Genomic DNA, 24,800 nt, shown 5'->3' with positions numbered 1-24,800 from the left:
CCAGCGGTGTGGCTCAGCGTCGTTCGGGCTTCGCGCTGCGCGACATCAGCTCCTTCAGGGCGACCACCGGCGGCTTGCCCTCGTGCACGATGCCGACGACCGTCTCCGTGAGGGGCATGTCGACGCCGTGCCGGCGGGCCAGATCCAGCACGGACTCGCAGGACTTGACGCCCTCCGCGGTCTGCTTGGTGACCGCGATGGTCTCCTGCAGGGTCATGCCCTTGCCGAGGTTGGTGCCGAACGTGTGGTTGCGGGACAGCGGCGAGGAGCAGGTGGCCACCAGGTCGCCCAGGCCGGCGAGGCCGGAGAAGGTCAGCGGGTCGGCTCCCAGGGCCATGCCGAGCCGGGTGGTCTCGGCGAGCCCGCGCGTGATGAGCGAGCCCTTCGCGTTGTCCCCCAGGCCCATCCCGTCGGCGATGCCCACCGCCAGGCCGATGACGTTCTTGACCGCGCCGCCGAGTTCACAGCCCACCACGTCGGTGTTGGTGTACGGGCGGAAGTACGCCGTGTGGCAGGCGGTCTGGAGCCGCTGGGCGACGGCCTCGTCGGTGCAGGCGACGACGGCCGCGGCGGGCATGCGGGCGGCGATCTCACGGGCCAGGTTCGGCCCGGTGACGACGGCGATCCGTTCCCGGCCCACCTTGGCGACGTCCTCGATGACCTCGCTCATCCGCATCGCCGAGCCGAGTTCGACGCCCTTCATCAGGGAGACGAGGACGGTTCCGGGGGCGAGCAGCGGGGCCCACTCGGCGAGGTTCTCGCGCAGGGTCTGGGAGGGCACCGACAGGACCGTGAAGTCCGCGCCCGCGAGGGCCTCGGCCGCGTCCGTGGTGGCCCGCAGGTTCTCCGGAAGCTCCACGCCGGCCAGGTAGTCGGGGTTGGTCCGGGTGTGGTTGATCGCGTCCGCGACCTCGGGCCGACGGGCCCAGATGGTGACCTCGCAGCCGGCGTCGGCGAGCACCATCCCGAAGGCGGTGCCCCACGAACCGGCACTGAAGACCGCCGCCTTGACCGACTCGCTCACTTGGCGTTCTCCTCTTCGTGGCCGGTCTGCGCCCGGGTCCTGCGCCGCTGCTCGATCCGCTCCCGGCGCGGGTCGTAGCGGGTCTCGGGGGCCTTCTCGCCGCGGATCTCCTCCAGCTGGCGGGTGATGGCCTCCATGATGACGTCGGTGGCCTCCTTCAGGAGGTCCGCGGTCATCTCCCGGCCGTAGAAGCGGGAGAGGTCCACCGGCGGACCGGCCAGCACGTGGTGGGTCTTGCGCGGGAGGAGGTGGGGCTTCTTGGCGTACGGCGGCAGCAGTTCGTTGCAGCCCCACTGGGCGACCGGGATGACCGGGCACTTGGTCTGCAGCGCCACGCGCGCGGCACCGGTCTTGCCGGTCATGGGCCAGCCGTCCGGATCGCGGGTCAGGGTGCCCTCGGGGTAGAAGGCGACGCACTCGCCGCGCTCCACGGCGTCGATGGCCGCCCGGAAGGCGCTCAGCGCGTCGGTGGACTCGCGGTAGACGGGGATCTGCCCGGTGCCGCGCATGGCGGCGCCGACGAATCCCTTCCTGAAAAGGCCGCTCTTCGCCAGGAACCGCGGAACCCGTCCGGTGTTGTACTGGTAGTGCGCGTACGCGAAGGGGTCCACATGGGAATTGTGGTTCACCGCGGTGATAAATCCACCCTCGGCCGGAATGTGCTCCATTCCACGCCAGTCCCGCTTGATCAGAACCACCAGGGGCGGTTTGCAGATCACCGCGGCGAAGCGGTACCAGAAGCCGATTCTGCGGCGGGGCACGCGGACACCTTCCTCTAGGGCCTCGAGGGCTGCCACCAGGGCCGGGGAGCCGCACAAGTGTCGCCCCAGGCCGCCGGTCTGTCGAGGACACCGTACGCCCCGTTTCCCCTGCCGCCGTCAAGCCCCGGGTGACAATGAGGGCAACGAGTAAGGGACGGTACGTCGGTGCAGTGGACCTTGGTCATACCCCTCAAGCCCCTGGAGCGCGCCAAGAGCAGGCTGGCGGACACCGCCGCCGACGGGCTGCGCCCGGGACTGGCCCTGGCGTTCGCCCAGGACACGGTGGCCGCCGCGCTGGCCTGCCCGGCGGTGGCGGATGTGGCGGTCGTCACCAATGACGCCCTGGCCGGCCGTGAGCTCGCGGCGCTGGGCGCCCGGATCGTGCCGGACGAACCGGAAAGCGGCCTGAACGCGGCGCTGGCCCACGCGGCCGGTGTCGTACGGTCGTCGCGTCCGGAAACCCCGCTGGCCGCCCTGAACGCCGATCTGCCGGCCCTGCGTCCGCTGGAATTGTCCCGGGTCCTGTCGGCCGCCGGGGAATTCCCCCGGGCTTTTCTCCCCGATGCGGCCGAGGTCGGCACGACCCTGCTGGCCGCGGCCCCCGGACATGAATTGCATCCGGATTTCGGCCTCGATTCCCGGGCCCGGCACCGCGCGTCCGGCGCCGTGGAACTCCTGCTCGACGCGGTGGATTCGGTCCGCCAGGACGTGGACACCGGCGAGGACCTGCGGGCGGCCCTGGCCCTCGGGGTGGGGCCGCGCACGGCGACGGTGACCGCGCGGCTGCTAATTCCGGGACAGTAGGCTGCCGGTATGCAGGCGACCGCGTACACGTACGACCCCGAGACCCGCAGCGGGCAGGTACTGCTCGACGACGGCACCCCGGTGGGCTTCGACGCGCCGGCGTTCGACGCGGGCGGGCTGCGGCTGCTGCGGCCGGGACAGCGGGTGCGGATCGAGACGGAACCGGTGGCCCAGTCACCGGAGGGCGCCGGAGCGGGCCTGCGGATCACGCTGGTGACGCTGCAGACCTTCTGAGCGCCCGGTGAAGGCGCCTCGGCGCCCGGGAGACACGCCGCGGGCCGGGCTCCCGAGGGGAGTCCGGCCCGGCATGTGAGTGCCCTGTGCCCTTGCGCCTCAGCGGGCGGTGGCCTTCTTGGCGGGGGTGGTCTTGCGCGCGGACGACTTCTTGGCCGGGGCCTTCTTGGCCGTGACCTTCTTCGCCGGCGCGCTCTTGGCCGTCGTCTTCTTGGCGGCGGCCTTCGTGCCCGTCGTCTTCTTGGCGGCCGCCGTGGTCTTGGCGGTCGTCTTCTTCGCGGTGGTCTTCTTGGCGGCGGCCGTGGTCTTCTTCGCGGCTGCCGTGGTCTTCCGCGCCGTGGTCGTCTTCTTCGCCGCGCCCGTGGCCTTCTTGGCTGCGGCCTTCTTGCCGGCGGCCTTGGCGATGGTGGCCGGCGGGCCGGACAGGCTGCCCTTGGGGGCCTTCTTGACCGCCACCTCGCCACCACGCGGGAGCTTCTTCGAGCCGCTCACCAGGTCCTTGAAGCCCTGACCCGCGCGGAAGCGCGGCACAGAGGTCTTCTTGACCCGAACCCGCTCGCCCGTCTGGGGGTTGCGGGCGTAGCGAGCGGGACGGTCCACCTTCTCGAAGGACCCGAAGCCGGTGACCGAGACCCGCTCCCCCGCGACGACAGCGCGGACGATGGCGTCCAGTACATGGTCGACAGCGTCGGCGGCCTGCTGGCGGCCACCCACCTTGTCGGCAATCGCTTCTACGAGCTGCGCCTTGTTCACGTCTTCCCCTTCGGAGACATCGCCAGAACGAAAGTGTTCAAGCTTTTTCGCACGTTAGGCAGATATATACCGCAAATCAAACACGAAACGGGCTAATCACCCTCGTGCCGCAACGAACTCGGCTGGATCTGATCTTGTTCAGCGGTCCTCTTCGGGGATGCGCCCCGCTTCGAGGTCCGCGATGAACCGATCGAGCCGCCTTGCCGCGTCGGCGAGATCGTGCTTGGCCGCGGCCGTAATGACCAGCAGCTTCCGGGTCAGCGCCATCCGTACGCCCTCCGGGACTTGCAGTGCGCGCACCCTCGAGTGCGCTTCCTTGAGTTGGTTCGCGACCGCCGTATAGAGCTGGAGTTGGCCGTCGTGTTCCATGCACAGATTGTGCCATCTGGGGCGAGTTGTCGCCCGCTCAGGGTGCAACTACCGCCACGGACAGCCTTCCTGGGCCACCCGAACGCTGTGGTCCCACCTCACGCATACCCCGGCAACCACCCGCTTAACGTGGGCCGTTGGGTACGGGAGCAAGACGGCACGGGGCCGTTCGGGTGCAGAAACGGCCGTACCCCCAATCGTGGTGATCGGGGGTACGGCCCGGGTGTTGCGGTGGCCGAAACTCGACCTCTTCGGTTGCGTGATCGGTTGCGCTGGTTCAGACCTGCAGCGTCCGCGGCTTGTACGACGGGCGCTTCGCCTCGTACGCCGCGATGTCGGCCTCGCTGCGCAGCGTGATGGAGATGTCGTCCAGCCCGTTCAGCAGTCGCCAGCGGGAGTTCTCGTCCAGCTCGAAGGAGGCCGTGACGCCCGGCGCGCGAACCTCACGTGCCTCAAGGTCCACAGTGACCTCAGCCGTGGGGTCCTGCTCGGTCAGCTCCCACAGCGCGTCCACGACCTTCTGGTCCAGGACCACCGTGAGCAGACCGTTCTTCAGCGAGTTGCCGCGGAAGATGTCGGCGAAGCGGGAGGAGATCACCGCCTTGAAGCCGTAGTTCTGCAGCGCCCAGACCGCGTGCTCGCGGGAGGAGCCGGTGCCGAAGTCGGGGCCCGCCACCAGGACGGTCGCGCCCTGCCGCTCGGGGCGGTTGAGCACGAACTCCGGGTCCTTGCGCCAGGCCTCGAACAGCCCGTCCTCGAAGCCGTCCCGGGTCACCTTCTTGAGCCAGTGTGCGGGGATGATCTGGTCGGTGTCGACGTTGCTGCGGCGCAGCGGGACGGCCCGGCCGGTGTGCGTGGTGAATGCTTCCATGACTGATCAGACTCCAGCGGGCGTGACGGTGGCGGCGTCGGACAGATCGGCCGGGGAGGCCAGGTGGCCCACGACCGCCGTGGCGGCCGCGACCTGCGGCGACACCAGGTGCGTACGGCCGCCCTTGCCCTGCCTGCCCTCGAAGTTGCGGTTGGAGGTGGAGGCGGAGCGCTCGCCCGGGGCCAGCTGGTCGGGGTTCATGCCCAGACACATCGAGCAGCCCGCGTGCCGCCACTCGGCGCCGGCCTCCTTGAAGACGACGTCCAGACCCTCGGAGACGGCCTGCAGACCCACGCGCGCGGAGCCCGGGACGACCAGCATCCGTACGCCGTCGGCGACTTTGCGGCCCTTGAGGAGCTCGGCGGCGGCGCGCAGGTCCTCGATACGGCCGTTGGTGCAGGAGCCTACGAAGACGGTGTCCACCTTGATGGAGCGCAGCGGCTGACCGGCCTCCAACCCCATGTATTCCAGGGCCTTTTCGGCGGCGTAGCGCTCCGAAGCGTCTTCGTACGAAGCCGGGTCGGGGACGGACGCCGAAAGCGGCGCGCCCTGGCCGGGGTTGGTGCCCCAGGTGACGAACGGCGACAGTTCGCCGGCGTCGATGACGACCTCGGCGTCGAAGACCGCGTCGTCGTCGGTGCGCAGGGTCTTCCAGTACTCCACCGCTGCGTCCCAGTCGGCGCCCTCGGGCGCGTGCGGGCGGCCCTTGAGGTACTCGAACGTGGTCTCGTCCGGGGCGATCATGCCCGCGCGGGCGCCGGCCTCGATCGACATGTTGCAGATGGTCATCCGGGCCTCCATCGAGAGCTTCTCGATGGCGGGGCCGCGGTACTCCAGGACGTAGCCCTGGCCGCCTCCGGTGCCGATCTTCGCGATGATCGCCAGGATCAGGTCCTTGGCGGTGACGCCGTCGGGCAGCTCGCCCTCGACGGTGATCGCCATGGTCTTGGGGCGGGCCATCGGCAGCGTCTGGGTGGCCAGCACGTGCTCCACCTGGGAGGTGCCGATACCGAAGGCCAGCGCGCCGAAGGCACCGTGCGTGGAGGTGTGGGAGTCACCGCAGACGACCGTCGTGCCGGGCTGGGTCAGGCCCAGCTGCGGGCCGACGACGTGCACGACGCCCTGCTCGACGTCGCCCAGCGGGTGCAGCCGGACGCCGAACTCGGCGCAGTTCTTGCGCAGCGTCTCCAGCTGGGCCCGGGAGACCGGGTCCGCGATGGGCTTGTCGATGTCGAGGGTCGGGGTGTTGTGGTCCTCGGTCGCGATGGTGAGGTCGAGGCGGCGCACCTTGCGACCGTTCTGCCGGAGGCCGTCGAAGGCCTGCGGGCTGGTCACCTCGTGCAGCAGGTGCAGATCGATGAAGAGGAGGTCGGGCTCGCCCTCGGCGCGCCGGACGACGTGGTCGTCCCAGACCTTCTCCGCGAGTGTCCTACCCATCGCTTTCCCTCCGGCCGGCAAAGGCGCACCGGCCCAACTAGAGATCTTGAGGAGGCAGCTGCCCGCGCCCCAGATGTCGGGCGTCCGCCACCGGGCCCGTTGGTCGGCGGGCCGCTGTGTGTTCAAGGGTGGCGCAGTCCACCGAAAATTGAACTTGCGTTTCACAGAGTGAGACGCGAGTATCGTTGCATGGACAACAGTAGCGGCGTCGGCGTTCTGGACAAGGCAGCCCTTGTCCTGAGCGCCCTGGAGTCCGGTCCGGCCACCCTCGCGGGTCTGGTCGGGGCCACCGGACTGGCACGACCCACGGCCCACCGGCTGGCCGTGGCTCTGGAGCACCACCGCATGGTGGCGCGCGACATGCAGGGCCGGTTCATCCTCGGCCCGCGCCTGGCCGAGCTGGCCGCGGCGGCGGGCGAGGACCGTCTGCTGGCGACGGCGGGCCCGGTGCTCACCCACCTCAGGGACGTCACGGGCGAGAGCGCCCAGCTCTACCGGCGCCAGGGTGACATGCGCATCTGTGTGGCCGCGGCGGAACGGCTGTCCGGACTGCGGGACACGGTCCCGGTCGGCTCCACGCTGACCATGAAGGCCGGCTCCTCGGCGCAGATCCTGATGGCCTGGGAGGAGCCCGAGCGGCTGCACCGCGGCCTGCAGGGCGCCCGCTTCACGGCGACGGCCCTGTCGGGCGTACGGCGGCGCGGCTGGGCCCAGTCGATCGGCGAGCGCGAGCCGGGCGTGGCGTCCGTCTCCGCGCCGGTGCGCGGCCCCTCCAACCGCGTGGTGGCGGCGGTGTCCGTCTCCGGCCCCATCGAGCGCCTGACGCGTCACCCGGGCCGTATGCACGCCCAGGCGGTCATCGACGCCGCCGCCCGCCTCTCCGAGGCCCTGCGCCGCTCGGGCTGACCGTCGGCTCGTACGTCACCCGGGAGGGTCCGGCCTCAACGCCGCGGCAGGACCCTCACGGCAGCACGTCGCCGACCAGCGGACCCGCTCAGGAGGCACGGAGCCGGTCGGCCGCCCGGTCGCCCCGCCGTCCGACGGGGACGACGCCCGTGGCCTTGCCCAGGCCGAACTCGGGCATGTTCATGTAGATCGACTCGTACGACCCGGCCGGCACGACGTATGTCTCGTGCCAGAAGCCGACGTTGCCCTTCCCCTCACGCAGCCGCCGGTTGAAGGCGGCCCATGCGGGCCGGTGCCGCTTGTCCGGCGCCGACGCGTAGGCGAGCAGCTTCTCCTTCGAGTCCCAGTACTGCACCACGTACAGCACACGCGGGAAGCCCAGCAGGAACTGGTATCCGAGCAGCCCGCTGCCCTTCTCGCGCGACAGTTCCGCGATCATCGGGCCCATGGCCCGGGACACCGGCAGCCAACTGCGCAGCGCGGTGAAGCTGTTGATCCGCATCCCGATCAGGAAGACGACCACCTCGTCCTCGCCCGCCGCGGTCATGCGCCCTTCGATCGGCTTGGCACCCATCACGTCCCCCACTCCCTCACGGTCCTGACCCGATCATTGGATAGCGACGCTATCCATGATTGGATAGTGGCACTTTCCAATGGGGAGTGCAAGAGGAAAGCGCAAGAGAGAGGGGTGCGAGGCGGATGCGACTGGCTGAGCTGAGCACGCGCAGCGGTGTCTCCACGGCGACGATCAAGTACTACCTGCGCGAAGGGCTGCTGCACCCCGGCCGCCGGATCACGGCCACACAGGCCGAGTACGACGAGGAGCATGTGCGGCGACTGCGCCTGGTGCGCGCGCTGATCCAGGTGGGACGGATCCCGGTGGCCTCGGCCCGGGAGGTGCTCGCCGCCCTGCGGGACGAGGACCTCGACCCGAACGAAAGGCTGGGCACCGCCGTGTGGGCCCTCCCCCACGGACCGGCGCCGAACGAGGGCGACCCGGAGCACGACGCGGCGCGGCGCACCGCGGACACCCTCCTGGACCGGCTCGGCTGGAACTTCGGCCGCGCATGCGAGACACCCACCTCACCGGCATACGGGATGCTGGTGACCGCGATCTCCGCGCTCTCCCGGCTCGGCTACCCGTGCTCCGCCGAGGACTTGGAGCCGTACGCCCGCGCGATGGAGCGGACGGCGGTCACCGATCTCGACCTGGTGGAGCGCTACGGGACGCCGGACGAGCAGGTGGAGGCCGCGGTGGCGTTGACCGTGCTGTACGAACCGGTGCTGCTGAGCCTGCGCCGACTGGCGGAGGCGGAGGAGTCACGCCGGCGGTTCGGCGGCAAGTGACCGGGAGAACGCCGAAGGCCCCCCACCGAAGTGGAGGGCCTTCAACTGCTGTACCCCCGACCGGATTCGAACCGGCGCTACCGCCTTGAGAGGGCGGCGTGCTAGGCCGCTACACAACGGGGGCGAGGATCTTGCAAGCGTTTGATTTACACCGCCGCAGATCCGAGCTGGTCTACCTGGACTCGAACCAAGACTAACTGAACCAGAATCAGTCGTGCTGCCAATTACACCATAGACCAATGATGGTTTAGACCAGTCAGTACCCCCGACCGGATTCGAACCGGCGCTACCGCCTTGAGAGGGCGGCGTGCTAGGCCGCTACACAACGGGGGCCCTAGCGATCCCGACAGGGTCAGGATCAGTACCCCCGACCGGATTCGAACCGGCGCTACCGCCTTGAGAGGGCGGCGTGCTAGGCCGCTACACAACGGGGGCTTTGCGGATGTGATCCGCAGTGCGGATGAGCTCCGCGAGCTGGCCTACCTGGACTCGAACCAAGACTAACTGAACCAGAATCAGTCGTGCTGCCAATTACACCATAGGCCACTGGAACGCAAGCCCCTGCGGGGATCTTGTTCTAGTTCGCTCCGTCGGTTCCGGCCTTTCGGCCCGCTCCCCGGCGGCGCAGGAAGAACATTACCTGAAGGTGGACGGGGCTCCAAAACGACTATCCGGAGCAAGGAGCGCGGGCAGTTCGGCGAGGGACGCGATCCGGTGGTGCCGGGCGGGAACGCCGTCGTCGGTCCACGCGCCGCCCCGGTCGATCCACACGGACCGCAGCCCCGCCTCGGCGGCCCCGCGCCCGTCGATCTCCGGGTGGTCGCCGACGTACGCCACCTCGTGCGGCGGCAGGTCCAGGGCCTCGCACGCCGCCAGGAACGCCCCGGCCGCCGGCTTGGAGACCCCGAGCTCGGCGGCGCACAACACGGTCTCGAAGCGGTCCCACACGCCCAGGGTGCGCAGCTTGCGCTCCTGCACGTGGATGCTCGAGTTGGACAGCACCGCGTGCCGGTGGCTGGCGGCGAGGGCGTCCAGGACGGGCAGCACGTCCGGGAACAGGTTCCAGGCCGCCTCGTAGTGGACCAGGTACCGCGCGAACCAGTCGTCGGCCTGGTCGTCGGTCAGCCGTCGGCCGAGGAAGACACGGGTGCGGTCGCGCCGTTGTGTGACGAAGTCGACCTCACCGGCGGAGAACCGCGCCCACTGGGCGTCGGTGATCTCCCGCCACAGCCGTAGCGCCTCCTCGGCCGACCCGTACCGCCCGAGCAGCCCCTCGGCCAGGAGGTGCGCCCGGATTCCCTCCCGGTCGGCCGTCGTGTAGTCGAACAGGGTGTCGTCCACGTCCCAGACCACCGCACGGATACTCATGAGCCGACGGTACCGCCGCACCGGAAGCCGACGCCCGGTGACCGATGCGCCGAGGGGCGGCACCCGGAGTCCCGGGTGCCGCCCCTCGTGTGTGCGGTGCGGCTAGGCCGCGAGCTTCGTCAGTGCCGCGTCGATCCTGGCCAGCGTCTTCTCCTTGCCCAGGATCTCCAGGGACTCGAAGAGGGGCAGGCCCACCGTGCGGCCGGTCACGGCCACGCGGACGGGGGCCTGGGCCTTGCCGAGCTTCAGGCCGTGGGCCTCGCCGGCGGCCAGGACGGCCTCCTTCAGGGACTCCGCCGAGGTCCAGTCGGCGGACTCCAGCTTCTCGCGGGCCGTGCGGAGCAGGTCGCCCGCGCCCTCCTTCATCGCCTTGGCCCAGCTCGCCTCGTCGTGGACCGGCTCGGCGAGGAAGAGGAAGTCGACGTTGTCGGTGATCTCCGACAGGACCTTCAGCCGGGTCTGCGCGTGCGGGGCGATCGCCTGCCACTTCGCCTCGTCGAAGTCCTCCGGCGCCCAGGGGGCGAAGGGGGCCTTGAGCCAGGGCGCGCAGCGCTCCGTGAAGTCCTTCACATCCAGCAGCCGGATGTGGTCGGCGTTGATCGCCTCGGCCTTCTTCAGGTCGAAGCGGGCCGGGTTCGGGTTCACGTCCGCGATGTCGAAGGCGGCGATCATCTCGTCGATCGTGAAGATGTCCTGGTCGGCCGAGAGCGACCAGCCGAGCAGGGAGAGGTAGTTGAGCAGGCCCTCGGGGAGGAAGCCGCGCTCCCGGTAGAGGTTGAGGGAGGACTGCGGGTCCCGCTTGGAGAGCTTCTTGTTGCCCTCGCCCATCACGTACGGCAGGTGCCCGAAGGCCGGGATCTGCTTGGCGATGCCCAGCTCCGTCAGCGCCTTGTAGAGCGCGATCTGGCGCGGGGTGGAGGAGAGCAGGTCCTCGCCGCGCAGGACGTGGGTGATCTCCATCAGGGCGTCGTCGACCGGGTTGACCAGCGTGTACAGCGGGGCGCCGTTGGCGCGGACGATGCCGTAGTCCGGGACGTTCTCCGGGGTGAAGGTCAGCTCGCCGCGGACCAGGTCCGTGAAGGTGATCGTCTCGTCGGGCATGCGGAAGCGGACGATCGGGGTGCGGCCCTGGGCCTGGTACTCCGCCACCTGCTCGGCGCTCAGGTCGCGGCAGTGGCCGTCGTACCCGGAGGGCTTGCCGGCGGCGCGGGCGGCCTCGCGGCGGGAGTCCAGCTCCTCCTGGGAGCAGTAGCAGTGGTAGGCGTGGCCGGCGTCGAGCAGCTTGGCGGCGACGTCCTTGTAGAGGTCCATGCGCTGCGACTGGCGGTACGGCGCGTGCGGGCCACCGATCTCGGGGCCCTCGTCCCAGTCGAAGCCCAGCCAGCGCATGGAGTCGAGCAGCTGGTTGTAGGACTCCTCGGAGTCGCGGGCCGCGTCGGTGTCCTCGATGCGGAAGACCAGCGTGCCCTGGTGGTGCCGGGCGAACGCCCAGTTGAACAGGGCGGTGCGGACCAGTCCCACATGGGGGTTACCGGTGGGCGAGGGGCAGAAACGGACGCGTACGGGGGAGCCGGGTGCGCTAGCCACGCTTGACAACCTTGTTGGTGAGAGTGCCGATGCCTTCGATGGTGACGGCGACCTCGTCGCCGACGTTCAGGGGGCCGACCCCTGCGGGGGTGCCGGTGAGGATCACGTCGCCGGGCAGCAGCGTCATGGCCTCGGAGATGTTGACGACCAGGTCCTCGATGGAGTGGATCATCTCGCTCGTCCGCCCCAGCTGGCGCTGTTCGCCGTTGACCGTGAGCTGGACGGTCAGGTCGGACGCGGTGGCGAGGTCCAGGTCCGTCTCGACCCAGGGGCCGAGGGGGCAGGAGGTGTCGAAGCCCTTGGCCCGCGCCCACTGCTTCTCCCGCTTCTGGACGTCGCGGGCGGTGACGTCGTTGGCGCAGGTGTACCCGAAGATCACGTCCTGGACGCGCTCGCGCGGCACCTCGCGGCACATGCGGCCGATGACCACGGCAAGCTCGGCCTCGTGGTGCAGTTCCTGGGAGAAGGGCGGGTACTGGATCTCGTCGCCCGGGCCGATCACCGAGGTGGAGGGCTTGAAGAAGGCGAAGGGCGCGTCGGGGACCTCGTTGCCGAGTTCACGCGCGTGCTCGGCGTAGTTGCGGCCGAAGGCCACGACCTTGTTGGGGAGTACGGGCGGCAGCAGCCTGACCTTGCTGACCGGCACCTTCGTGCCGGAGAGCGCGAAGTCCGCGAACGGGATGCCCTTGATGATGTCGAGGACGAGTTCGTCCTGCTTGTCGCCCTCGACCGCGCCGAAGGCGACATTCCCGTCGATGGAGAACCTGGCGATGCGCACGGGATCCTTGCGCCCCTTAACTTCTGTCCGAGCCGACTGGAGTCTGACGATCCAGGCTAACGCGGAAGAGGCCCGGCACCTCGCGCATCACGAGGGGCGCCCCTGGCTACCGGGGCGCCCGCATCCCGTGCCGGCCGCGGTTGAGCATCCGGCGGCCGGTGTGCGTACTACTCGGCGACGGAGGTCCCGGCCGGGACCTCGACGAGGACGGTGCGCCTGGGGTTCGCGGTTTGGGTCGGCAGTTCGACGGAGTGCTCCGGCTGCTCCGGGGTCTGCAGTTCGCCGGCGTCCTCGAGGTGCGCCAGAGTCGTGCGCCGCGGGTTGGCTATGGTGCGGAACATCATCGTCGTCTTCACGGTTGCGGTCGTCCTGTTCGTCTTGTCACTGTTGCCGTATTTGTAAAGTGCCAGGCTAAACACGCGATTCCCCAATGGAGTCGTGAAGTACTCATGGTCGACGTGTGAGTTTGCTCACGAATGGGGAGACATCTCGGTCATTTCCGACCCCGCATCCTCACCGGTGAAACGGACATTGGCCCACTGAAGCCATGATTCCGCTCCTGATCATGGCGACTGGGACACCGGCCACACGCAGGCAACCCGCCGGAGTAAGTCCGCTTTGCCCGCTAATTACCTCCACGTCGCGTAACGCTGCACTCACCTGCTGTCACGGAGGTCACAGCTCGGCCCCGGCCCTTGTTGGAGATCCGGCACTGTGCTGGAATTCCACGGACCGCCGCAGGATCGAGCCGGCGCACAGGGGGCGCGACGCAGCGCCGATGTGGCGGCGAGACAGGGGGAGCCAGCGCCGGTCACCCAAGACCCCCCAGGAGGGCGTTTTCAGGGCGCTCTCCACAACGCCGACACCGTGTCCTTCCGTTCTCGCGGAGGGGCGCCTGGTCCAGAGGTTGCGACGCTAGTGCAGGGACGTTTCAAGAGGGATGGCAGCGCTTCGGCGGAGCCGGAGCCGCATGGCGGGACTGGCCCCGTGAAAGGCAGCTCCGCGCCCCAGCACGCCCAGAACCCGGGCCCGGCCCCGTCGGGCGACAGCGGTGAGCGCCCCGGGCGCCCCGGCGCGTCGGCACCTTCGGGACCCGCGAGCCCCACTCCCCCGGTGAAGTCCGCCAAGAACCCCTCCGGCCCCGGCGCGCGCATGGCGCTGCGCAACTGGCGCATCTCGACGCGCCTGGTGTCGCTGCTCGCGCTCCCCGTGGTCGCCGCGACCTCGCTGGGCGCGCTGCGCATCAGCCAGAACGTCGACGACATCCAGCAGCTCGACAACATGAAGCTGCTGACGGACATGACCAAGCAGGCGACCGAGCTGGCCCAGGCGCTCCAGGACGAGCGCGACCAGTCCGCCGGCCCGCTGGCGCACGGCGCCACCCCCAACGGCGACTACGCGGTCAAGGGCCTGTACGAGAAGACCGACCACGCCCTCGACAACTTCAACGACGCCTCCGAGGAAATCGACACCGCCAGCAAGAAGGGCCAGCTGCAGGGCGTCCGCGACAGCCTCGTCGGCCTGGCCGGCCAGCTCGACCAACTGGCGAAGATCCGCAAGGCGGCGTACCAGTCCAAGGACAACTCGACGCAGACGGTCGAGTCCTACCACCGCCTGATCACCCAGCTGGTCGACCTCTCGCAGGACATGGCGGAGGCGTCCAGCAACCCGGAGATGATCTCGCGCACCCGCGCCCTGGCGGCGTTCTCCACCGCCAAGGAGTACGCGTCCGTGCAGCGCGCGGTCCTCGCCGCGGCCCTGCCCGAGACGAACACGACGTCCGGTCACCTCTCCGACAACGACCGGTTGTACGCGCAGTCGGCGCAGAGCAGCGAGACCTCCGAACTCAGCATCTTCCGGAAGATCTACGCGGACCAGAACCCCGAGGAACTGCTCAAGCCCATCGACTCGGGCAACGCGACCATCGAGTCGGCGGACACCTACGCCAACCGTGCCCTCAGCAGCGCCGACGGGCTGTCCGAGCTGCAGAAGCGGTCCTACCGCGACTGGGTGGACGAGAGCTCGACCAAGATCGAGCAGATGAAGAAGATCGAGCACACGCTGCTCGAGGACATGGAGCAGAAGGCCCGCGAGCTGCGCTCCGCCTCCGAGCGCGAGGCGATCATCTCCGGTGCGCTGATCCTGCTGGTGCTCGGTGTCTCCCTGGTCGGCGCCTTCGTCGTGGCCCGCTCCATGATCCGCTCCCTGCGCCGTCTGCAGGAGACCGCCACCAAGGTCGCCCAGGACCGTCTGCCCGAGCTGGTCAAGCAGCTGTCCGAGTCCGACCCGCAGGACGTCGACACCTCCGTGGAGTCGGTCGGTGTGCACTCCCGGGACGAGATCGGCCAGGTGGCCGCGGCCTTCGACGACGTGCACCGCGAGGCGGTCCGCCTCGCCGCCGAGCAGGCCCTGCTGCGGGGCAACGTCAACGCGATGTTCACCAACCTCTCGCGCCGCTCCCAGGGCCTGATCCAGCGCCAGCTGTCGCTGATCTCCGAACTGGAGTCCCGCGAGGCCGACCCGGACCAGCTGTCCTCGCTGTTCAAGCTGGACCACCTCGCGACCCGTATGCGCCGTAACGGCGAAAACCTCCTCGTCCTCGCCGGTGAGGAGCCCGGCCGCCGCTGGACCCGCCCGGTCCCGCTGGTCGACGTGCTCCGCGCCGCCGCGTCCGAGGTGGAGCAGTACGAGCGCATCGAGCTGGCCTCGGTCCCGACCACCGAGGTCGCCGGCCGGGTCGTCAACGACCTCGTGCACCTTCTCGCCGAGCTGCTGGAGAACGCCACCTCGTTCTCCTCACCGCAGACCAAGGTCAAGGTCACCGGTCACGCGCTGCCCGACGGCCGCGTGCTGATCGAGATCCACGACACCGGTATCGGCCTCTCCCCCGAGGACCTCGCGGCGATCAACGAGCGGCTCGCCTCGCCGCCCACCGTGGACGTCTCCGTCTCCCGCCGCATGGGCCTCTTCGTGGTCGGCCGGCTGTCCCAGCGGCACGGCATCCGCATCCAGCTGCGCCCGTCCGACTCCGGCGGTACGACCGCGCTGGTCATGCTCCCCGTGGACGTCGCCCAGGGCGGCAAGAAGCCCGCTCCCGGCAAGGGCGGCGCCCCCTCCTCGGGCGGCCCTGCCGCCGCGCAGGCCGCCGCCGGTGCGGCCGCGGCCCGGCGGGGCAACGGCGGTGCGCTCGGCGCGGGCGCGCCCGGTGGCGCGCTCGGCGGGGGTGCCCCGTCCGGTGGTGGACGCCCCGGCGCCGGTCCCGGCCAGCGTGGCCAGGTAGGTGCCGGCCAGGGACCGCGGGCCGCGCTGCCCGGCGCGGGCCAGGGCGGCCGTCCCGGGGCGCCCGGTGGGCCCGGTACGCCCGGCGGACCGCGCGGACCGCAGCAGGGCCGGCCGGCGCCGGCGGGTGCGGGCGCGGGCGGCTTCGGGGGTCAGGCTCCCGGTGTCCCCCAGGGTCTGCAGGCCGCCGGTACGGGCGGGCCGCAGCAGGACCCCTTCGGCAACCGCGGCCCCGTGCCCCCGCAGCGCGGCAACAACGCCGCCGCCGACCAGGGCCGCCAGCCCCAGCTGCCGCCGCGCGGCGGACCGCGGGCGGAACTGCCCGGCGGCAACCCGCAGCGCACGCCCGACTGGGGCGACGCCCCGCGCGGCCACGACGAGCAGGACCCGGCGCAGACCTCGCGCATGCCGCGCATCGACGACCGGCAGGGTCCCGGTGCGACCGCGGAGATGCCCGTCGTCCCGCGCGACGACCGCCAGGGTCCGGCCGCCACGGGCGAGTTCCCGCGCCCGGACGTGAACGGCGTGAGCCCGAACGGTGTGAACGGCTCCCAGCACAGGGGCCAGTTCAACCGCCCGGCCACCGACGACCAGCAGAACGGTGGCCAGTCCGACCGTCCCGGTGCGGATGGCCAGCAGACGGGCTCGTTCGTCCGCTCCGACGTCTTCGGTGCCCCGGGCGGGCAGCCGGACGGCGCCGGCACCGGCCAGTTCGCCGCCCCGCAGGCGTACGACGCCGGTTCCACCGGTCAGTTCGCCGCGCCGGGCTACGACAGCAACTCCACCGGCCAGTTCGCCACCCAGGACTTCGACGCCGGGTCCACCGGGCAGCACTCCCTGCCCGGCCGCCAGGGCGGCTCCGGCACCGGTCAGTTCCAGCGGCCGCAGCAGGACGACCGGGGCGCCGACTTCGGCGCGCCGCGTCCGCCGGCCCCGCAGCAGCGCCCGGCCCCGCAGCAGCGCCCGGCCCGGCAGGAGCCGGCCAACCGGGGCGCCGCGCAGCGGCCGAGCGAGGGCTGGGAACTGCCGCCGGCCACCGGTCCCGGGGACGGTCGTACACCGCTGTACGACACCCTGGAGACCAACTGGTTCCGCGGCCAGGGCGGCGGTCAGGGCGGACAGCCCGAACCGCAGCAGCGCAACGGCTCGGCTCCGGCTCCGGCTCCCGCCCCCCAGCAGCCGCAGGCTCCCGCTTCCGCCGCCTCGGCCGCTCCGCAGCGTGGCAACAGCAACTCCTGGCGCCCCTCGCCGAACGACGATCTCGTCCGGCAGGCGGAGCGCGTCCGGCAACCGGCCGCGGGCGGCGTCACCACCTCCGGGCTGCCGCGCCGGGTACCCCGGGCGAACCTCGTCCCGGGTACAGCTCAGCAGCAACAGCACCAAACCGGTCCGCAGGTCTCGCGTGCGCCTGACGACGTACGCGGCCGGCTGACCAATCTCCGTCGGGGTATCGCGCAGGGTCGTCAGGCCGGCAACGGTCAGACCGGCAACTTCCCGAGCCCTACTCACCAGCAGGAGCGTTAGTTGAGTCCGATGAGCCAGGCGGCACAGAACCTCAACTGGTTGATCACCAACTTCGTGGACAACACCCCCGGGGTGTCCCACACCGTCGTCGTGTCCGCCGACGGTCTCCTTCTGGCGATGTCCGAAGGTTTTCCGCGTGACCGCGCCGACCAGCTGGCGGCCGTGGCGTCCGGGCTCACCTCGTTGACGGCCGGGGCCTCCCGGATCTTCGAGGGCGGGAACGTGGCGCAGACGGTCGTGGAGATGGAGCGCGGCTTCCTCTTCCTGATGTCCGTCTCGGACGGGTCGTCCCTGGCGGTCCTGGCCCACCCCGAGTGCGACATCGGCCTCGTCGGCTACGAGATGGCCCTGCTGGTCGACCGCGCGGGCGCGGTGCTCACGCCAGACCTGCGCGCCGAGCTCCAAGGCAGTCTGCTTCACTGATCGGCTCCGGTACCACCCACCTCACCAAATCACCGTCCGGCCGCCACAATCCCCCCACCGGCCCGTCAGACGGCTAGCCCGACCGACTTGCTGTCCCGCCCGGAGGATTCATGACCCCGCCCACCGCCTCTCATGATCCGTACGCCGAGCCGTACGGGGACGAGGGCGACCAGCCGCTGGTACGTCCGTACGCGATGACCGGTGGCCGGACCCGGCCGCGCTATCAGCTCGCCATCGAGGCGCTGATCAGCACCACGGCCGACCCGGCAGCGCTCATGGGGCTCCTCCCGGAGCACCAGCGGATCTGCCATCTCTGCCGTGAGGTGAAGTCGGTCGCGGAGGTGTCGGCACTGCTCGCCATGCCGCTGGGCGTGGCCCGGATCCTCGTCGCGGACCTCGCCGAGGCCGGTCTGGTGGCCATCCACCAGCCGGGCGGTGACGAGAACAACGGCGGCGCACCGGATGTGACGCTGCTCGAAAGGGTGCTCAGTGGACTTCGCAAGCTCTGACGGGGGCCGGGCGACCACCTCCGCGAAGATCGTGGTGGCGGGTGGCTTCGGCGTGGGCAAGACCACGTTCGTGGGCGCCGTCTCGGAGATCAACCCGCTGCGCACAGAGGCCGTCATGACGTCCGCCAGCGCGGGCATCGACGACCTCACCCACACCGGGGACAAGACGACCACCACGGTCGCCATGGACTTCGGCCGCATCACGCTCGACCAGGACCTGATCCTGTACCTCTTCGGCACCCCGGGCCAGGACCGGTTCTGGTTCATGTGGGACGACCTGGTCCGCGGTGCCATCGGCGCGGTGGTGCTGGTGGACACCCGGCGGCTGGCCGACTGCTTCCCCGCGGTCGACTACTTCGAGAACTCGGGCCTGCCGTTCGTCATCGCCCTCAACGGCTTCGACGGGCAGCAGCCCTACACCCCCGACGAGGTGCGCGAGGCGCTGCAGATCGGGCCGGACACCCCGATCATCACCACCGACGCCCGGCACCGCGCCGATGCCAAGAGTGCGCTGATCACGCTGGTGGAACATGCCCTGATGGCACGCCTGAGGTAGATCAAATCGGGAGTGCGATACGGCAGTTGTCGTAAACACACCGGAGCCGGCTGTGGCCTTTGACACGGTCGGCTCCGGTGTTCATAACGTTTCGGCAGAGGAATCGGGTGGTATCGCCACGCGTCGCGTTCGAGTGGTGCCGCTGCGCGCACAAACGCCCCGCAATTTGGCGGGGCTCGTTCTTTATGACCGTTTTATCTGGGGCTTACAAGTGCGCGCTCTGGTGGTTTCCGCTGTTTGGAAGTGCGGAGGACCCCGTGCTGGAATGCCTGAACTGCCCAATAGTCAAAGACGTACTCCCTAGTGGTCGATGGCACACAGGGCTCTGAGAGACTGCGGCACGACGTAGGTGCCCGCCGCCGAGAGGTTGTTGGTCGAGTGAGGCGAAGCAAGAACGGTCCCGAGCCGTCGGCGCGGGGCAACTTCACCCCGCCGCCGCGCGCTGCGGCGCCCGCCCCTGTGCCCGGTTCGGAACCCGTGGACGCCCCCGCCAAGAGCGGCGGCCGTTTCTCCCCGCGCAACTGGCGGGTGCCGACGCGGCTGAACGCGATCCTGCTCATACCCGTGGTCGTCGGCCTCGTGATGGGCGGCTTCCAGGTCAAGGGCTCGATCGACACCTGGCAGGAGGCTCGCGACGCGGAGAACACCGCGCGTCTGGTCCGCGCCTCCCTCGCCTACGCCGACGCCCTCGAGAACGAGCGCGACATCACCGCCGCCCCGCTGCTCAAGGGCAAGGGCCAGAACTACGGCACCGTCACCGCGATCCGCAAGAAGACGGACGAGGCCGCCGACACCTTCGACGCCGCCGCCCAGAACATGCCCGACGACGCGGGCCTGAAGCGCCGGCTGACGCTGTTCCGCGCGGTGGAGCCCAGGCTCCAGAAACTGCGCGCGATCGCGTACTCCTCCAGGGCGACCGGCGTACAGACCGAAGAGGGTTACATCGCCGTCAGCCACCCCCTGATGGAGTTCGCCAACGAGCTCGGTCTGGGCACCGGCAACATCACCTCCTACGGCCGAACCGTCTACGCCATCTCGCTGACCAAGGCGGCGCTGTCGCTCGAGCGCTCGATCGGCATGCACCTGCTGCTCAACCCCGGCCCGGACGCCGGGAACCTCGCCACCCAGCGCATCTCGCTCTCCTCGTACGCCTACCTCGAGCGGATCGCCGTCGAGGAGTACACGGGCGGTGGCACCGAGGCCGACGCCCAGAAACTCAAGGACGCCGAGGCCAAGATCAAGGCCGACGGCGCGGCGATGGCGCAGCAGGCCAAGGCCGCGCACCCGAACTACGTGCCGCCGCCCAAGGTGAACACGATGGTCGCGTCCCTGGCGAACCTGCAGGACACCAGCCCCACCACGCGCGCCGGGCTCGCCCAGAAGGGCATCACCGCCGACAACTGGTGGGCGGTCAACACGCTCAAGTACAACGCCTACCGGCAGATCGAGTCGGACCTGACCGACAAGGCGGTGAACGAGGCGTCGAGCATCGCCGACGACGCCAAGACCGCCGCCTTCATCACCGGTGCCGCGGTCGTGGTCGCCCTGCTCGCCGCGTTCATCCTGGCCGGCATGGTGGCCCGCCAGATGAGCCGCTCGATGCGCCAGCTGCGCAACGCCGCCTTCGGCATCGCCGAGCAGCGTCTGCCGATGCTGGTCGACCAGCTCTCCCGCACCGACCCCGGCCGGGTCGACACCCGGGTCGCGCCCATCCCGATCAACACGCAGGACGAGATCGGCGAGGTCGCCCGGGCCTTCGACCAGGTCCACCGCGAGGCCGTCCGGCTCGCCGCCGAGCAGGCCCTGCTGCGGGGCAACATCAACGCGATCTTCACCAACCTCTCGCGCCGTAACCAGTCGCTGATCGAGGGCCAGCTGACCCTGATCACCGACCTGGAGAACAACGAGGCCGACCCGGACCAGCTGGAGAACCTCTTCAAGCTGGACCACCTGGCCACCCGTATGCGCCGCAACGGCGAGAACCTCCTCGTCCTCGCGGGCGAGGAGCCGGGTCGCCGCTGGGACCAGCCGGTCCCGCTCGTCGACGTGCTGCGCGCCGCCTCCTCCGAGGTGGAGCAGTACGAGCGCATCGAGCTGTCCGGCGTCCCGGAGGCCGAGATCCACGGCCGCGCCGTGACCGACCTCGTGCACCTGCTCGCCGAGCTCCTGGAGAACGCCACCACGTTCTCCTCGCCGCAGACCAAGGTGCGTGTGACCGCGACCCGTCTCCCCGACGGCCGCATCATGATCGAGATCCACGACAAGGGCATCGGCCTGACGGCCGAGGACTTCGCGGACATCAACCACAAGCTGGCCAACCCGCCGACCGTGGACGCCGCGATCTCCCAGCGCATGGGCCTGTTCGTGGTCGGCCGGCTGTCCGACCGGCACGGCATCCGGGTCCAGCTCCGTCCCTCGGGCGAGCAGGCCGGCACGACCTCGCTGGTCATGCTCCCGGACGCGATCACCCACGGCGGTGGCGGCGACCAGGCGCTGGACCGCGAGGAGTTCACGGTCTCCCAGATCATCCCGGAGCGGGAGTTCCAGGGAGAGAACTTCAACCAGGGCCAGCCGATGCGCACGGCGGCCGAACTCGGCTTCGACGACAGCCGTTACACCGAGGTCCCCGACGACATCCGGGAACTGGACCCCGTCGGCCGCTCGCTGATGCGTGAGGAGCGCCGTGCGGCCCTGGAGGGCCGGACGCACGCCCCGCAGGAGATCGAGGCCGGCCAGGCCGCCCCCGAGACGCCCGCGTACACCGACGAGTTCGACTCCCAGGGTTACGACGGCAGCCGTACCGGCTACCAGGAGCAGCCGGCGGCCTACGACCCGCAGGCGTACCAGGAGCAGCAGCGGACGGCGTACGAGGAGCCGCAGCAGCCTGCCTACGGGGAGCAGTACTACGCGCCGAACGGCGGCCTGCCGCAGGGCGAGGCGTTCCCGTCGGGCGGTGGCTATCCGGAGCCCACGTACGCGGAGCCGGCCCAGGAGGAGCCCGCGCCCGTCCACTCCGCCGCGTCCGAGTCGTACCCTGCCTACGACGAGCAGGCCTACCGGGACGACTGGCCGCAGCAGGACGGTTTCCAGAACGGCTACCCCGCCCAGTACGCTCCGGAAGCGGAATCCGCGCAGGCCGGTGACGTGGACGAGCGGGACCGCGTAGGCTTCGACCGTCCGGAGCCGGCCTCGCCCGTCGGCCACGCACTGACCGATGCCGGGCTGCCCCGCCGCGGATCCACCGCGAGCGGCTCGAACGGCGCGAACGGTACGCGGCACGTGAGCCGGGAAACGCCGGCTCCCGCGGCGGAGAGCAACGGCAGCGGCAACGGCAACGGCAAGGGTGACTGGCGCTCGGCCAACGACGAGCGCTGGCAGCAGGCCGCACAGCTCCGGAAGCCCAAGGCGGGCGGGGTCACCTCCTCCGGTCTGCCGCGGCGGGTCCCCAAGGCCAACCTGGTCCAGGGCGCCGCCGAGAGCACCCCCCAGGGAGGCCCACAGGTCTCCCGCGCTCCGGAGGACGTCCGGGGCAGGCTGAGCAACCTGCGTCGAGGCGTCCAGCGAGGGCGCAGCGCAGGCAGTGAAACGAACGGCCAGGCCACGTGGAATCAGCACGGTGGTCCTGACAGCACCTACAACCAGGAGCGTTAGTGTGAGCCCGATGAGCCAGGCGGCACAGAACCTGAACTGGTTGATCACCAACTTCGTGGACAACACCCCGGGGGTGTCCCACACGGTGGTGGTCTCCGCCGACGGACTCCTTCTGGCGATGTCCGAAGGCTTCCCCCGCGACCGCGCCGACCAGCTCGCGGCCGTCGCCTCCGGTCTGACGTCTCTGACGGCAGGCGCCTCCCGTATCTTCGAGGGCGGCAGCGTCAATCAGACGGTTGTGGAGATGGAGCGGGGATTCCTGTTCATCATGTCCATCTCCGACGGTTCCTCGCTGGCGGTCCTGGCGCACCCGGAGGCGGACATCGGCCTCGTCGGGTACGAAATGGCACTTCTGGTGGACCGCGCGGGCACCGTTCTTACCCCGGATCTGCGTGCGGAACTCCAGGGAAGCCTTCTCAACTAGTTATCAGACGGTGCGTTTTCGTGTCCCGGCGCCGTAAGGTTTCGGGACGCGGCTCCACAGGGATGGGCGCCCGGCGCAGTCGGAGGAGGAGAAAGTGGCAACACCCCCAGGCGGTTCGTCTTCGGGCAACTGGTCGTACGGCCCTGCCCAGGGCCAGGGCGACGGTTCGGCGAACCGGTACAACTTCCCCTCCGCCCCGAGCCACCGGCAGCCGTACGCGCCGCAGGGCCCCGGCCCCTCGCCGTACGACCAGCCGCCCGCGCCGCGTATCCAGCCGGTGCAGCCGCAGCGTCGCCCTGAGCCGTCGCCCGCCGGGGCGTCGAACAACCCCTTGGTGCGTCCGTACGCCATGACCGGTGGCCGGACCCGCCCGCGGTACCAGCTCGCCATCGAGGCACTGGTGCACACCACCGCGCAGCCGCACCAGATGCAGGGCCAGCTGCCCGAGCATCAGCGGATCTGCAACCTCTGCCGAGAAATCAAGTCGGTAGCCGAGATCTCGGCCCTCCTGACAATCCCTCTCGGCGTGGCCAGGATCCTCGTCGCCGACTTGGCGGAGGCGGGCCTGGTCGCCATCCATCAGCCCGGCGGCGACGAGAACGCCGGTGGCCAGCCAGACGTGACACTGCTCGAAAGGGTGCTCAGTGGACTTCGCAAGCTCTAGCGGAGGGCCTTCCCGCTCCACCACCTCCGCGAAGATCGTGGTGGCGGGCGGCTTCGGCGTGGGCAAGACCACGTTCGTCGGCGCCGTCTCGGAGATCAATCCGCTGCGCACAGAGGCCGTCATGACGTCCGCTTCGGCCGGCATCGACGACCTCACCCACACCGGGGACAAGACGACCACCACGGTCGCCATGGACTTCGGCCGTATCACCCTGGACCAGGACCTGATCCTGTACCTGTTCGGCACCCCCGGCCAGGACCGGTTCTGGTTCATGTGGGACGACCTGGTCCGCGGTGCGATCGGCGCCATCGTCCTGGTGGACACGCGCCGTCTCGCCGACTGCTTCCCCGCGGTCGACTACTTCGAGAACTCGGGCCTGCCGTTCGTCATCGCCCTCAACGGCTTCGACGGCAACCAGCCCTACTCGCCGGACGAGGTCCGGGAGGCGCTGCAGATCGGCCCCGACACCCCGATCATCACCACCGACGCCCGCCACCGCGCGGACGCCAAGTCGGCGCTCATCACCCTCGTGGAGCACGCGCTGATGGCACGGCTCCGCTAGCCGCTCGGCGCCGGCAACCGGTCCTGGGCTCCTGTCTCTCTTCGTGAGGGACGGGAGCCTTCGTCGTGTACGGGGACACTCGTGAGCAGTTTGCCGCCGAACGTGGCTGCGAGGGCGGGACGCGGGTCGGTGCGGCGGGTCACAATGCCCTGATCGGCGTGCGTGGAGGGGGCGGACGATGAGCGCTGAAACGGCTGCGTTAAGGCTGGGGACGACCGTGGCGAAGGCCGCGGTCCAGACGTGGCTCGGGGGGAAGCGGCGGGAGCAGGAAAGCCGGATGGACATGGCCGAGCTGATCCGGTTGCGGGTCTCGGGACTCCGGTACCAGCGGGGCGTACGACGGCAGTTCGAGGAGATCGCGGACGCGGTCTACGACCGGCTGGCCCCCTTCCTGGACAGGGAGTTCCCCGGACTGGAGGAGAGCAGCAGGCAGGCCGTGATCGACGGGGTGTGCGACACGTTCGCGGCGGCGGACCTGTCCGACGGGGCGATGCTGGCGGCGGACGCGAAGCCGGCGGAGATCGTGCGGCGGGTGACGGGCTCGGTGCGGCCGCCGATGGGCCTCGGCGAGGCGGAAACCCGGCTGTACGAGGTGCTGTTCGCGGAGTGCGTCGAGTACTACGTGCGACGCTCTACCACTTCGACGTCGACGGCTTGTCCCGGCGGCTCGCGCCGCCCTGCCCCGCGCTGACCGATCTGACCCTGTACCGCTGTCTTCTGCTCGATGACCTCGGCACCATACGCCTGTCGGCCTCGTTGCGAAGGCTGGACCTGGCCGACTGCGACACTCCCGAGGGCCGCATCACAGAGGTGACCCTGCCCGGCGTACGCGTCACGGCTCTGTGAGGGCACACCACGGCCCCGCACTCCCGGAGGATGCTGTTGGTTAATCCGGGGACGACTCCGCCCCGTCGATCACTGGATCGGCGGGGCGGAGTGCTGCGAAGTGGCTGGCCCGGGTGCGGGCGA

At 70.2% G+C, this 24,800-nt stretch carries 24 protein-coding genes and 5 tRNA genes; 13 read left to right on the top strand and 16 right to left on the bottom strand.

The window, feature by feature from the left end:
* Nucleotides 1-13: 13 nt before the first annotated feature.
* Together ACFYZQ_RS32830 and ACFYZQ_RS32825 are read right to left on the bottom strand one after the other, a co-directional pair.
* Nucleotides 14-1,024 carry an NAD(P)H-dependent glycerol-3-phosphate dehydrogenase gene (locus ACFYZQ_RS32830; protein WP_389155728.1) on the bottom strand — a complete coding sequence of 337 codons (1,011 nt, stop codon included), beginning with the start codon at nucleotides 1,022-1,024 and terminating at the stop codon, nucleotides 14-16.
* Nucleotides 1,021-1,785 (bottom strand): lysophospholipid acyltransferase family protein, encoded by a 765-nt coding sequence (locus tag ACFYZQ_RS32825; protein WP_389155726.1) that lies wholly within the window; start codon nucleotides 1,783-1,785, stop codon nucleotides 1,021-1,023. The genes ACFYZQ_RS32830 and ACFYZQ_RS32825 overlap by 4 nt, the downstream gene beginning before the upstream one ends.
* Before the next feature lie 165 nt (nucleotides 1,786-1,950).
* Between ACFYZQ_RS32825 and cofC the strand changes: the two genes are divergently transcribed.
* Together cofC and ACFYZQ_RS32815 are read left to right on the top strand one after the other, a co-directional pair.
* On the top strand, nucleotides 1,951-2,589 hold the full coding sequence (gene cofC, locus ACFYZQ_RS32820; RefSeq protein WP_389155723.1) for a 2-phospho-L-lactate guanylyltransferase: 639 nt from the start codon (nucleotides 1,951-1,953) through the stop codon (nucleotides 2,587-2,589).
* Between the two features lie 9 nt (nucleotides 2,590-2,598).
* Nucleotides 2,599-2,823 (top strand): hypothetical protein, encoded by a 225-nt coding sequence (locus ACFYZQ_RS32815; RefSeq protein WP_388796673.1) that lies wholly within the window; start codon nucleotides 2,599-2,601, stop codon nucleotides 2,821-2,823.
* A gap of 99 nt (nucleotides 2,824-2,922) precedes the next feature.
* Here ACFYZQ_RS32815 and ACFYZQ_RS32810 read toward each other — a convergent pair whose 3' ends face one another.
* From ACFYZQ_RS32810 to leuC, 4 genes are all read right to left on the bottom strand, one after another.
* Nucleotides 2,923-3,576, bottom strand: coding sequence for an HU family DNA-binding protein (locus ACFYZQ_RS32810; RefSeq protein ID WP_389155720.1), 654 nt, complete (start codon nucleotides 3,574-3,576; stop codon nucleotides 2,923-2,925).
* A 138-nt stretch (nucleotides 3,577-3,714) separates the two neighbouring features.
* Nucleotides 3,715-3,945, bottom strand: a complete 231-nt coding sequence (locus ACFYZQ_RS32805) for a hypothetical protein (protein WP_388796679.1) — start codon at nucleotides 3,943-3,945, stop codon at nucleotides 3,715-3,717.
* Between the two features lie 277 nt (nucleotides 3,946-4,222).
* Nucleotides 4,223-4,816: a 3-isopropylmalate dehydratase small subunit gene (gene leuD / locus ACFYZQ_RS32800; RefSeq protein ID WP_389155717.1), complete on the bottom strand. Its 594-nt coding sequence runs from the start codon at nucleotides 4,814-4,816 to the stop codon at nucleotides 4,223-4,225.
* A gap of 6 nt (nucleotides 4,817-4,822) precedes the next feature.
* Entirely contained in the window at nucleotides 4,823-6,253 is a 1,431-nt protein-coding gene (gene leuC / locus ACFYZQ_RS32795) for a 3-isopropylmalate dehydratase large subunit (protein WP_389155714.1), read from the bottom strand.
* Nucleotides 6,254-6,442: 189 nt separating this feature from the next.
* On the opposite strand from leuC, the gene ndgR reads away from it, so the two are divergent.
* Complete coding sequence (ndgR, locus tag ACFYZQ_RS32790; protein WP_009320373.1) at nucleotides 6,443-7,159, top strand: IclR family transcriptional regulator NdgR; 717 nt, start codon at nucleotides 6,443-6,445, stop codon at nucleotides 7,157-7,159.
* Between the two features lie 88 nt (nucleotides 7,160-7,247).
* On the opposite strand, the gene ACFYZQ_RS32785 is transcribed toward ndgR, so the two are convergent.
* Complete coding sequence (locus ACFYZQ_RS32785; protein ID WP_389155710.1) at nucleotides 7,248-7,733, bottom strand: DUF4188 domain-containing protein; 486 nt, start codon at nucleotides 7,731-7,733, stop codon at nucleotides 7,248-7,250.
* A 125-nt stretch (nucleotides 7,734-7,858) separates the two neighbouring features.
* On the opposite strand from ACFYZQ_RS32785, the gene ACFYZQ_RS32780 reads away from it, so the two are divergent.
* Nucleotides 7,859-8,506, top strand: coding sequence for a MerR family transcriptional regulator (locus ACFYZQ_RS32780; protein WP_389155707.1), 648 nt, complete (start codon nucleotides 7,859-7,861; stop codon nucleotides 8,504-8,506).
* Nucleotides 8,507-8,557: 51 nt separating this feature from the next.
* Here ACFYZQ_RS32780 and ACFYZQ_RS32775 read toward each other — a convergent pair.
* From ACFYZQ_RS32775 to ACFYZQ_RS32735, 9 genes are all read right to left on the bottom strand, one after another.
* Nucleotides 8,558-8,630, bottom strand: a tRNA-Glu gene (locus tag ACFYZQ_RS32775).
* A gap of 43 nt (nucleotides 8,631-8,673) precedes the next feature.
* Nucleotides 8,674-8,745 (bottom strand) — tRNA-Gln (locus ACFYZQ_RS32770).
* Between the two features lie 21 nt (nucleotides 8,746-8,766).
* Nucleotides 8,767-8,839, bottom strand: a tRNA-Glu gene (locus ACFYZQ_RS32765).
* A gap of 29 nt (nucleotides 8,840-8,868) precedes the next feature.
* Nucleotides 8,869-8,941 (bottom strand) — tRNA-Glu (locus ACFYZQ_RS32760).
* 39 nt (nucleotides 8,942-8,980) lie between these two features.
* Nucleotides 8,981-9,052 (bottom strand) — tRNA-Gln (locus ACFYZQ_RS32755).
* A 90-nt stretch (nucleotides 9,053-9,142) separates the two neighbouring features.
* Nucleotides 9,143-9,874: an HAD family hydrolase gene (locus ACFYZQ_RS32750; RefSeq protein WP_389155704.1), complete on the bottom strand. Its 732-nt coding sequence runs from the start codon at nucleotides 9,872-9,874 to the stop codon at nucleotides 9,143-9,145.
* A gap of 102 nt (nucleotides 9,875-9,976) precedes the next feature.
* Nucleotides 9,977-11,461 carry a glutamate--tRNA ligase gene (gene gltX / locus ACFYZQ_RS32745; RefSeq protein WP_389155701.1) on the bottom strand — a complete coding sequence of 495 codons (1,485 nt, stop codon included), beginning with the start codon at nucleotides 11,459-11,461 and terminating at the stop codon, nucleotides 9,977-9,979.
* Complete coding sequence (locus ACFYZQ_RS32740; RefSeq protein WP_389155698.1) at nucleotides 11,454-12,239, bottom strand: fumarylacetoacetate hydrolase family protein; 786 nt, start codon at nucleotides 12,237-12,239, stop codon at nucleotides 11,454-11,456. Before ACFYZQ_RS32740 ends, gltX begins: the two co-directional genes overlap by 8 nt.
* 167 nt (nucleotides 12,240-12,406) lie before the next feature.
* Entirely contained in the window at nucleotides 12,407-12,595 is a 189-nt protein-coding gene (locus tag ACFYZQ_RS32735) for a hypothetical protein (RefSeq protein WP_389155695.1), read from the bottom strand.
* Between the two features lie 562 nt (nucleotides 12,596-13,157).
* On the opposite strand from ACFYZQ_RS32735, the gene ACFYZQ_RS32730 reads away from it, so the two are divergent.
* From ACFYZQ_RS32730 to ACFYZQ_RS32690, 9 genes are all read left to right on the top strand, one after another.
* On the top strand, nucleotides 13,158-17,042 hold the full coding sequence (locus ACFYZQ_RS32730; protein ID WP_389155692.1) for a nitrate- and nitrite sensing domain-containing protein: 3,885 nt from the start codon (nucleotides 13,158-13,160) through the stop codon (nucleotides 17,040-17,042).
* Nucleotides 17,043-17,051: 9 nt separating this feature from the next.
* The gene (locus tag ACFYZQ_RS32725; protein WP_003973453.1) at nucleotides 17,052-17,465 is read left to right on the top strand and encodes a roadblock/LC7 domain-containing protein; all 414 of its coding nucleotides are present in this window, start codon (nucleotides 17,052-17,054) and stop codon (nucleotides 17,463-17,465) included.
* 110 nt (nucleotides 17,466-17,575) lie between these two features.
* Nucleotides 17,576-17,974 (top strand): DUF742 domain-containing protein, encoded by a 399-nt coding sequence (locus tag ACFYZQ_RS32720; protein ID WP_019058642.1) that lies wholly within the window; start codon nucleotides 17,576-17,578, stop codon nucleotides 17,972-17,974.
* Nucleotides 17,955-18,530, top strand: coding sequence for an ATP/GTP-binding protein (locus ACFYZQ_RS32715; protein WP_385839768.1), 576 nt, complete (start codon nucleotides 17,955-17,957; stop codon nucleotides 18,528-18,530). The genes ACFYZQ_RS32720 and ACFYZQ_RS32715 overlap by 20 nt, the downstream gene beginning before the upstream one ends.
* 378 nt (nucleotides 18,531-18,908) lie before the next feature.
* Complete coding sequence (locus ACFYZQ_RS32710) at nucleotides 18,909-22,181, top strand: nitrate- and nitrite sensing domain-containing protein (RefSeq protein WP_389155688.1); 3,273 nt, start codon at nucleotides 18,909-18,911, stop codon at nucleotides 22,179-22,181.
* A 10-nt stretch (nucleotides 22,182-22,191) separates the two neighbouring features.
* Entirely contained in the window at nucleotides 22,192-22,605 is a 414-nt protein-coding gene (locus tag ACFYZQ_RS32705; RefSeq protein ID WP_033321188.1) for a roadblock/LC7 domain-containing protein, read from the top strand.
* Nucleotides 22,606-22,699: 94 nt separating this feature from the next.
* The gene (locus tag ACFYZQ_RS32700; RefSeq protein WP_388796717.1) at nucleotides 22,700-23,269 is read left to right on the top strand and encodes a DUF742 domain-containing protein; all 570 of its coding nucleotides are present in this window, start codon (nucleotides 22,700-22,702) and stop codon (nucleotides 23,267-23,269) included.
* Nucleotides 23,250-23,831 (top strand): ATP/GTP-binding protein, encoded by a 582-nt coding sequence (locus ACFYZQ_RS32695; protein WP_029183992.1) that lies wholly within the window; start codon nucleotides 23,250-23,252, stop codon nucleotides 23,829-23,831. Before ACFYZQ_RS32700 ends, ACFYZQ_RS32695 begins: the two co-directional genes overlap by 20 nt.
* Nucleotides 23,832-24,009: 178 nt before the next feature.
* Nucleotides 24,010-24,522, top strand: a complete 513-nt coding sequence (locus ACFYZQ_RS32690; protein ID WP_389155686.1) for a hypothetical protein — start codon at nucleotides 24,010-24,012, stop codon at nucleotides 24,520-24,522.
* The last annotated feature ends 278 nt before the right edge of the window (nucleotides 24,523-24,800 follow it).

Source organism: Streptomyces sp. NPDC001843, from assembly GCF_042891955.1.
Classification (GTDB): Bacteria; Actinomycetota; Actinomycetes; order Streptomycetales; family Streptomycetaceae; genus Streptomyces.
The sequence above is the reverse complement of the archived record's forward strand: the minus strand, read 5'-3'. Positions and strand labels throughout refer to the sequence as shown.

Bases quoted from the DNA above. Each gene is read 5' to 3' on its own strand.
- ACFYZQ_RS32815 (WP_388796673.1), top strand. From the start codon at position 2,599: ATGCAGGCGACCGCGTACACGTACGACCCCGAGACCCGCAGCGGGCAG.
- ACFYZQ_RS32805 (WP_388796679.1), bottom strand. From the start codon at position 3,945: ATGGAACACGACGGCCAACTCCAGCTCTATACGGCGGTCGCGAACCAA.
- leuD (WP_389155717.1), bottom strand. From the start codon at position 4,816: ATGGAAGCATTCACCACGCACACCGGCCGGGCCGTCCCGCTGCGCCGC.
- leuC (WP_389155714.1), bottom strand. From the start codon at position 6,253: ATGGGTAGGACACTCGCGGAGAAGGTCTGGGACGACCACGTCGTCCGG.
- ndgR (WP_009320373.1), top strand. From the start codon at position 6,443: ATGGACAACAGTAGCGGCGTCGGCGTTCTGGACAAGGCAGCCCTTGTC.
- ACFYZQ_RS32785 (WP_389155710.1), bottom strand. From the start codon at position 7,733: ATGGGTGCCAAGCCGATCGAAGGGCGCATGACCGCGGCGGGCGAGGAC.
- ACFYZQ_RS32780 (WP_389155707.1), top strand. From the start codon at position 7,859: ATGCGACTGGCTGAGCTGAGCACGCGCAGCGGTGTCTCCACGGCGACG.
- ACFYZQ_RS32750 (WP_389155704.1), bottom strand. From the start codon at position 9,874: ATGAGTATCCGTGCGGTGGTCTGGGACGTGGACGACACCCTGTTCGAC.
- ACFYZQ_RS32725 (WP_003973453.1), top strand. From the start codon at position 17,052: ATGAGCCAGGCGGCACAGAACCTCAACTGGTTGATCACCAACTTCGTG.
- ACFYZQ_RS32720 (WP_019058642.1), top strand. From the start codon at position 17,576: ATGACCCCGCCCACCGCCTCTCATGATCCGTACGCCGAGCCGTACGGG.
- ACFYZQ_RS32705 (WP_033321188.1), top strand. From the start codon at position 22,192: ATGAGCCAGGCGGCACAGAACCTGAACTGGTTGATCACCAACTTCGTG.
- ACFYZQ_RS32690 (WP_389155686.1), top strand. From the start codon at position 24,010: ATGAGCGCTGAAACGGCTGCGTTAAGGCTGGGGACGACCGTGGCGAAG.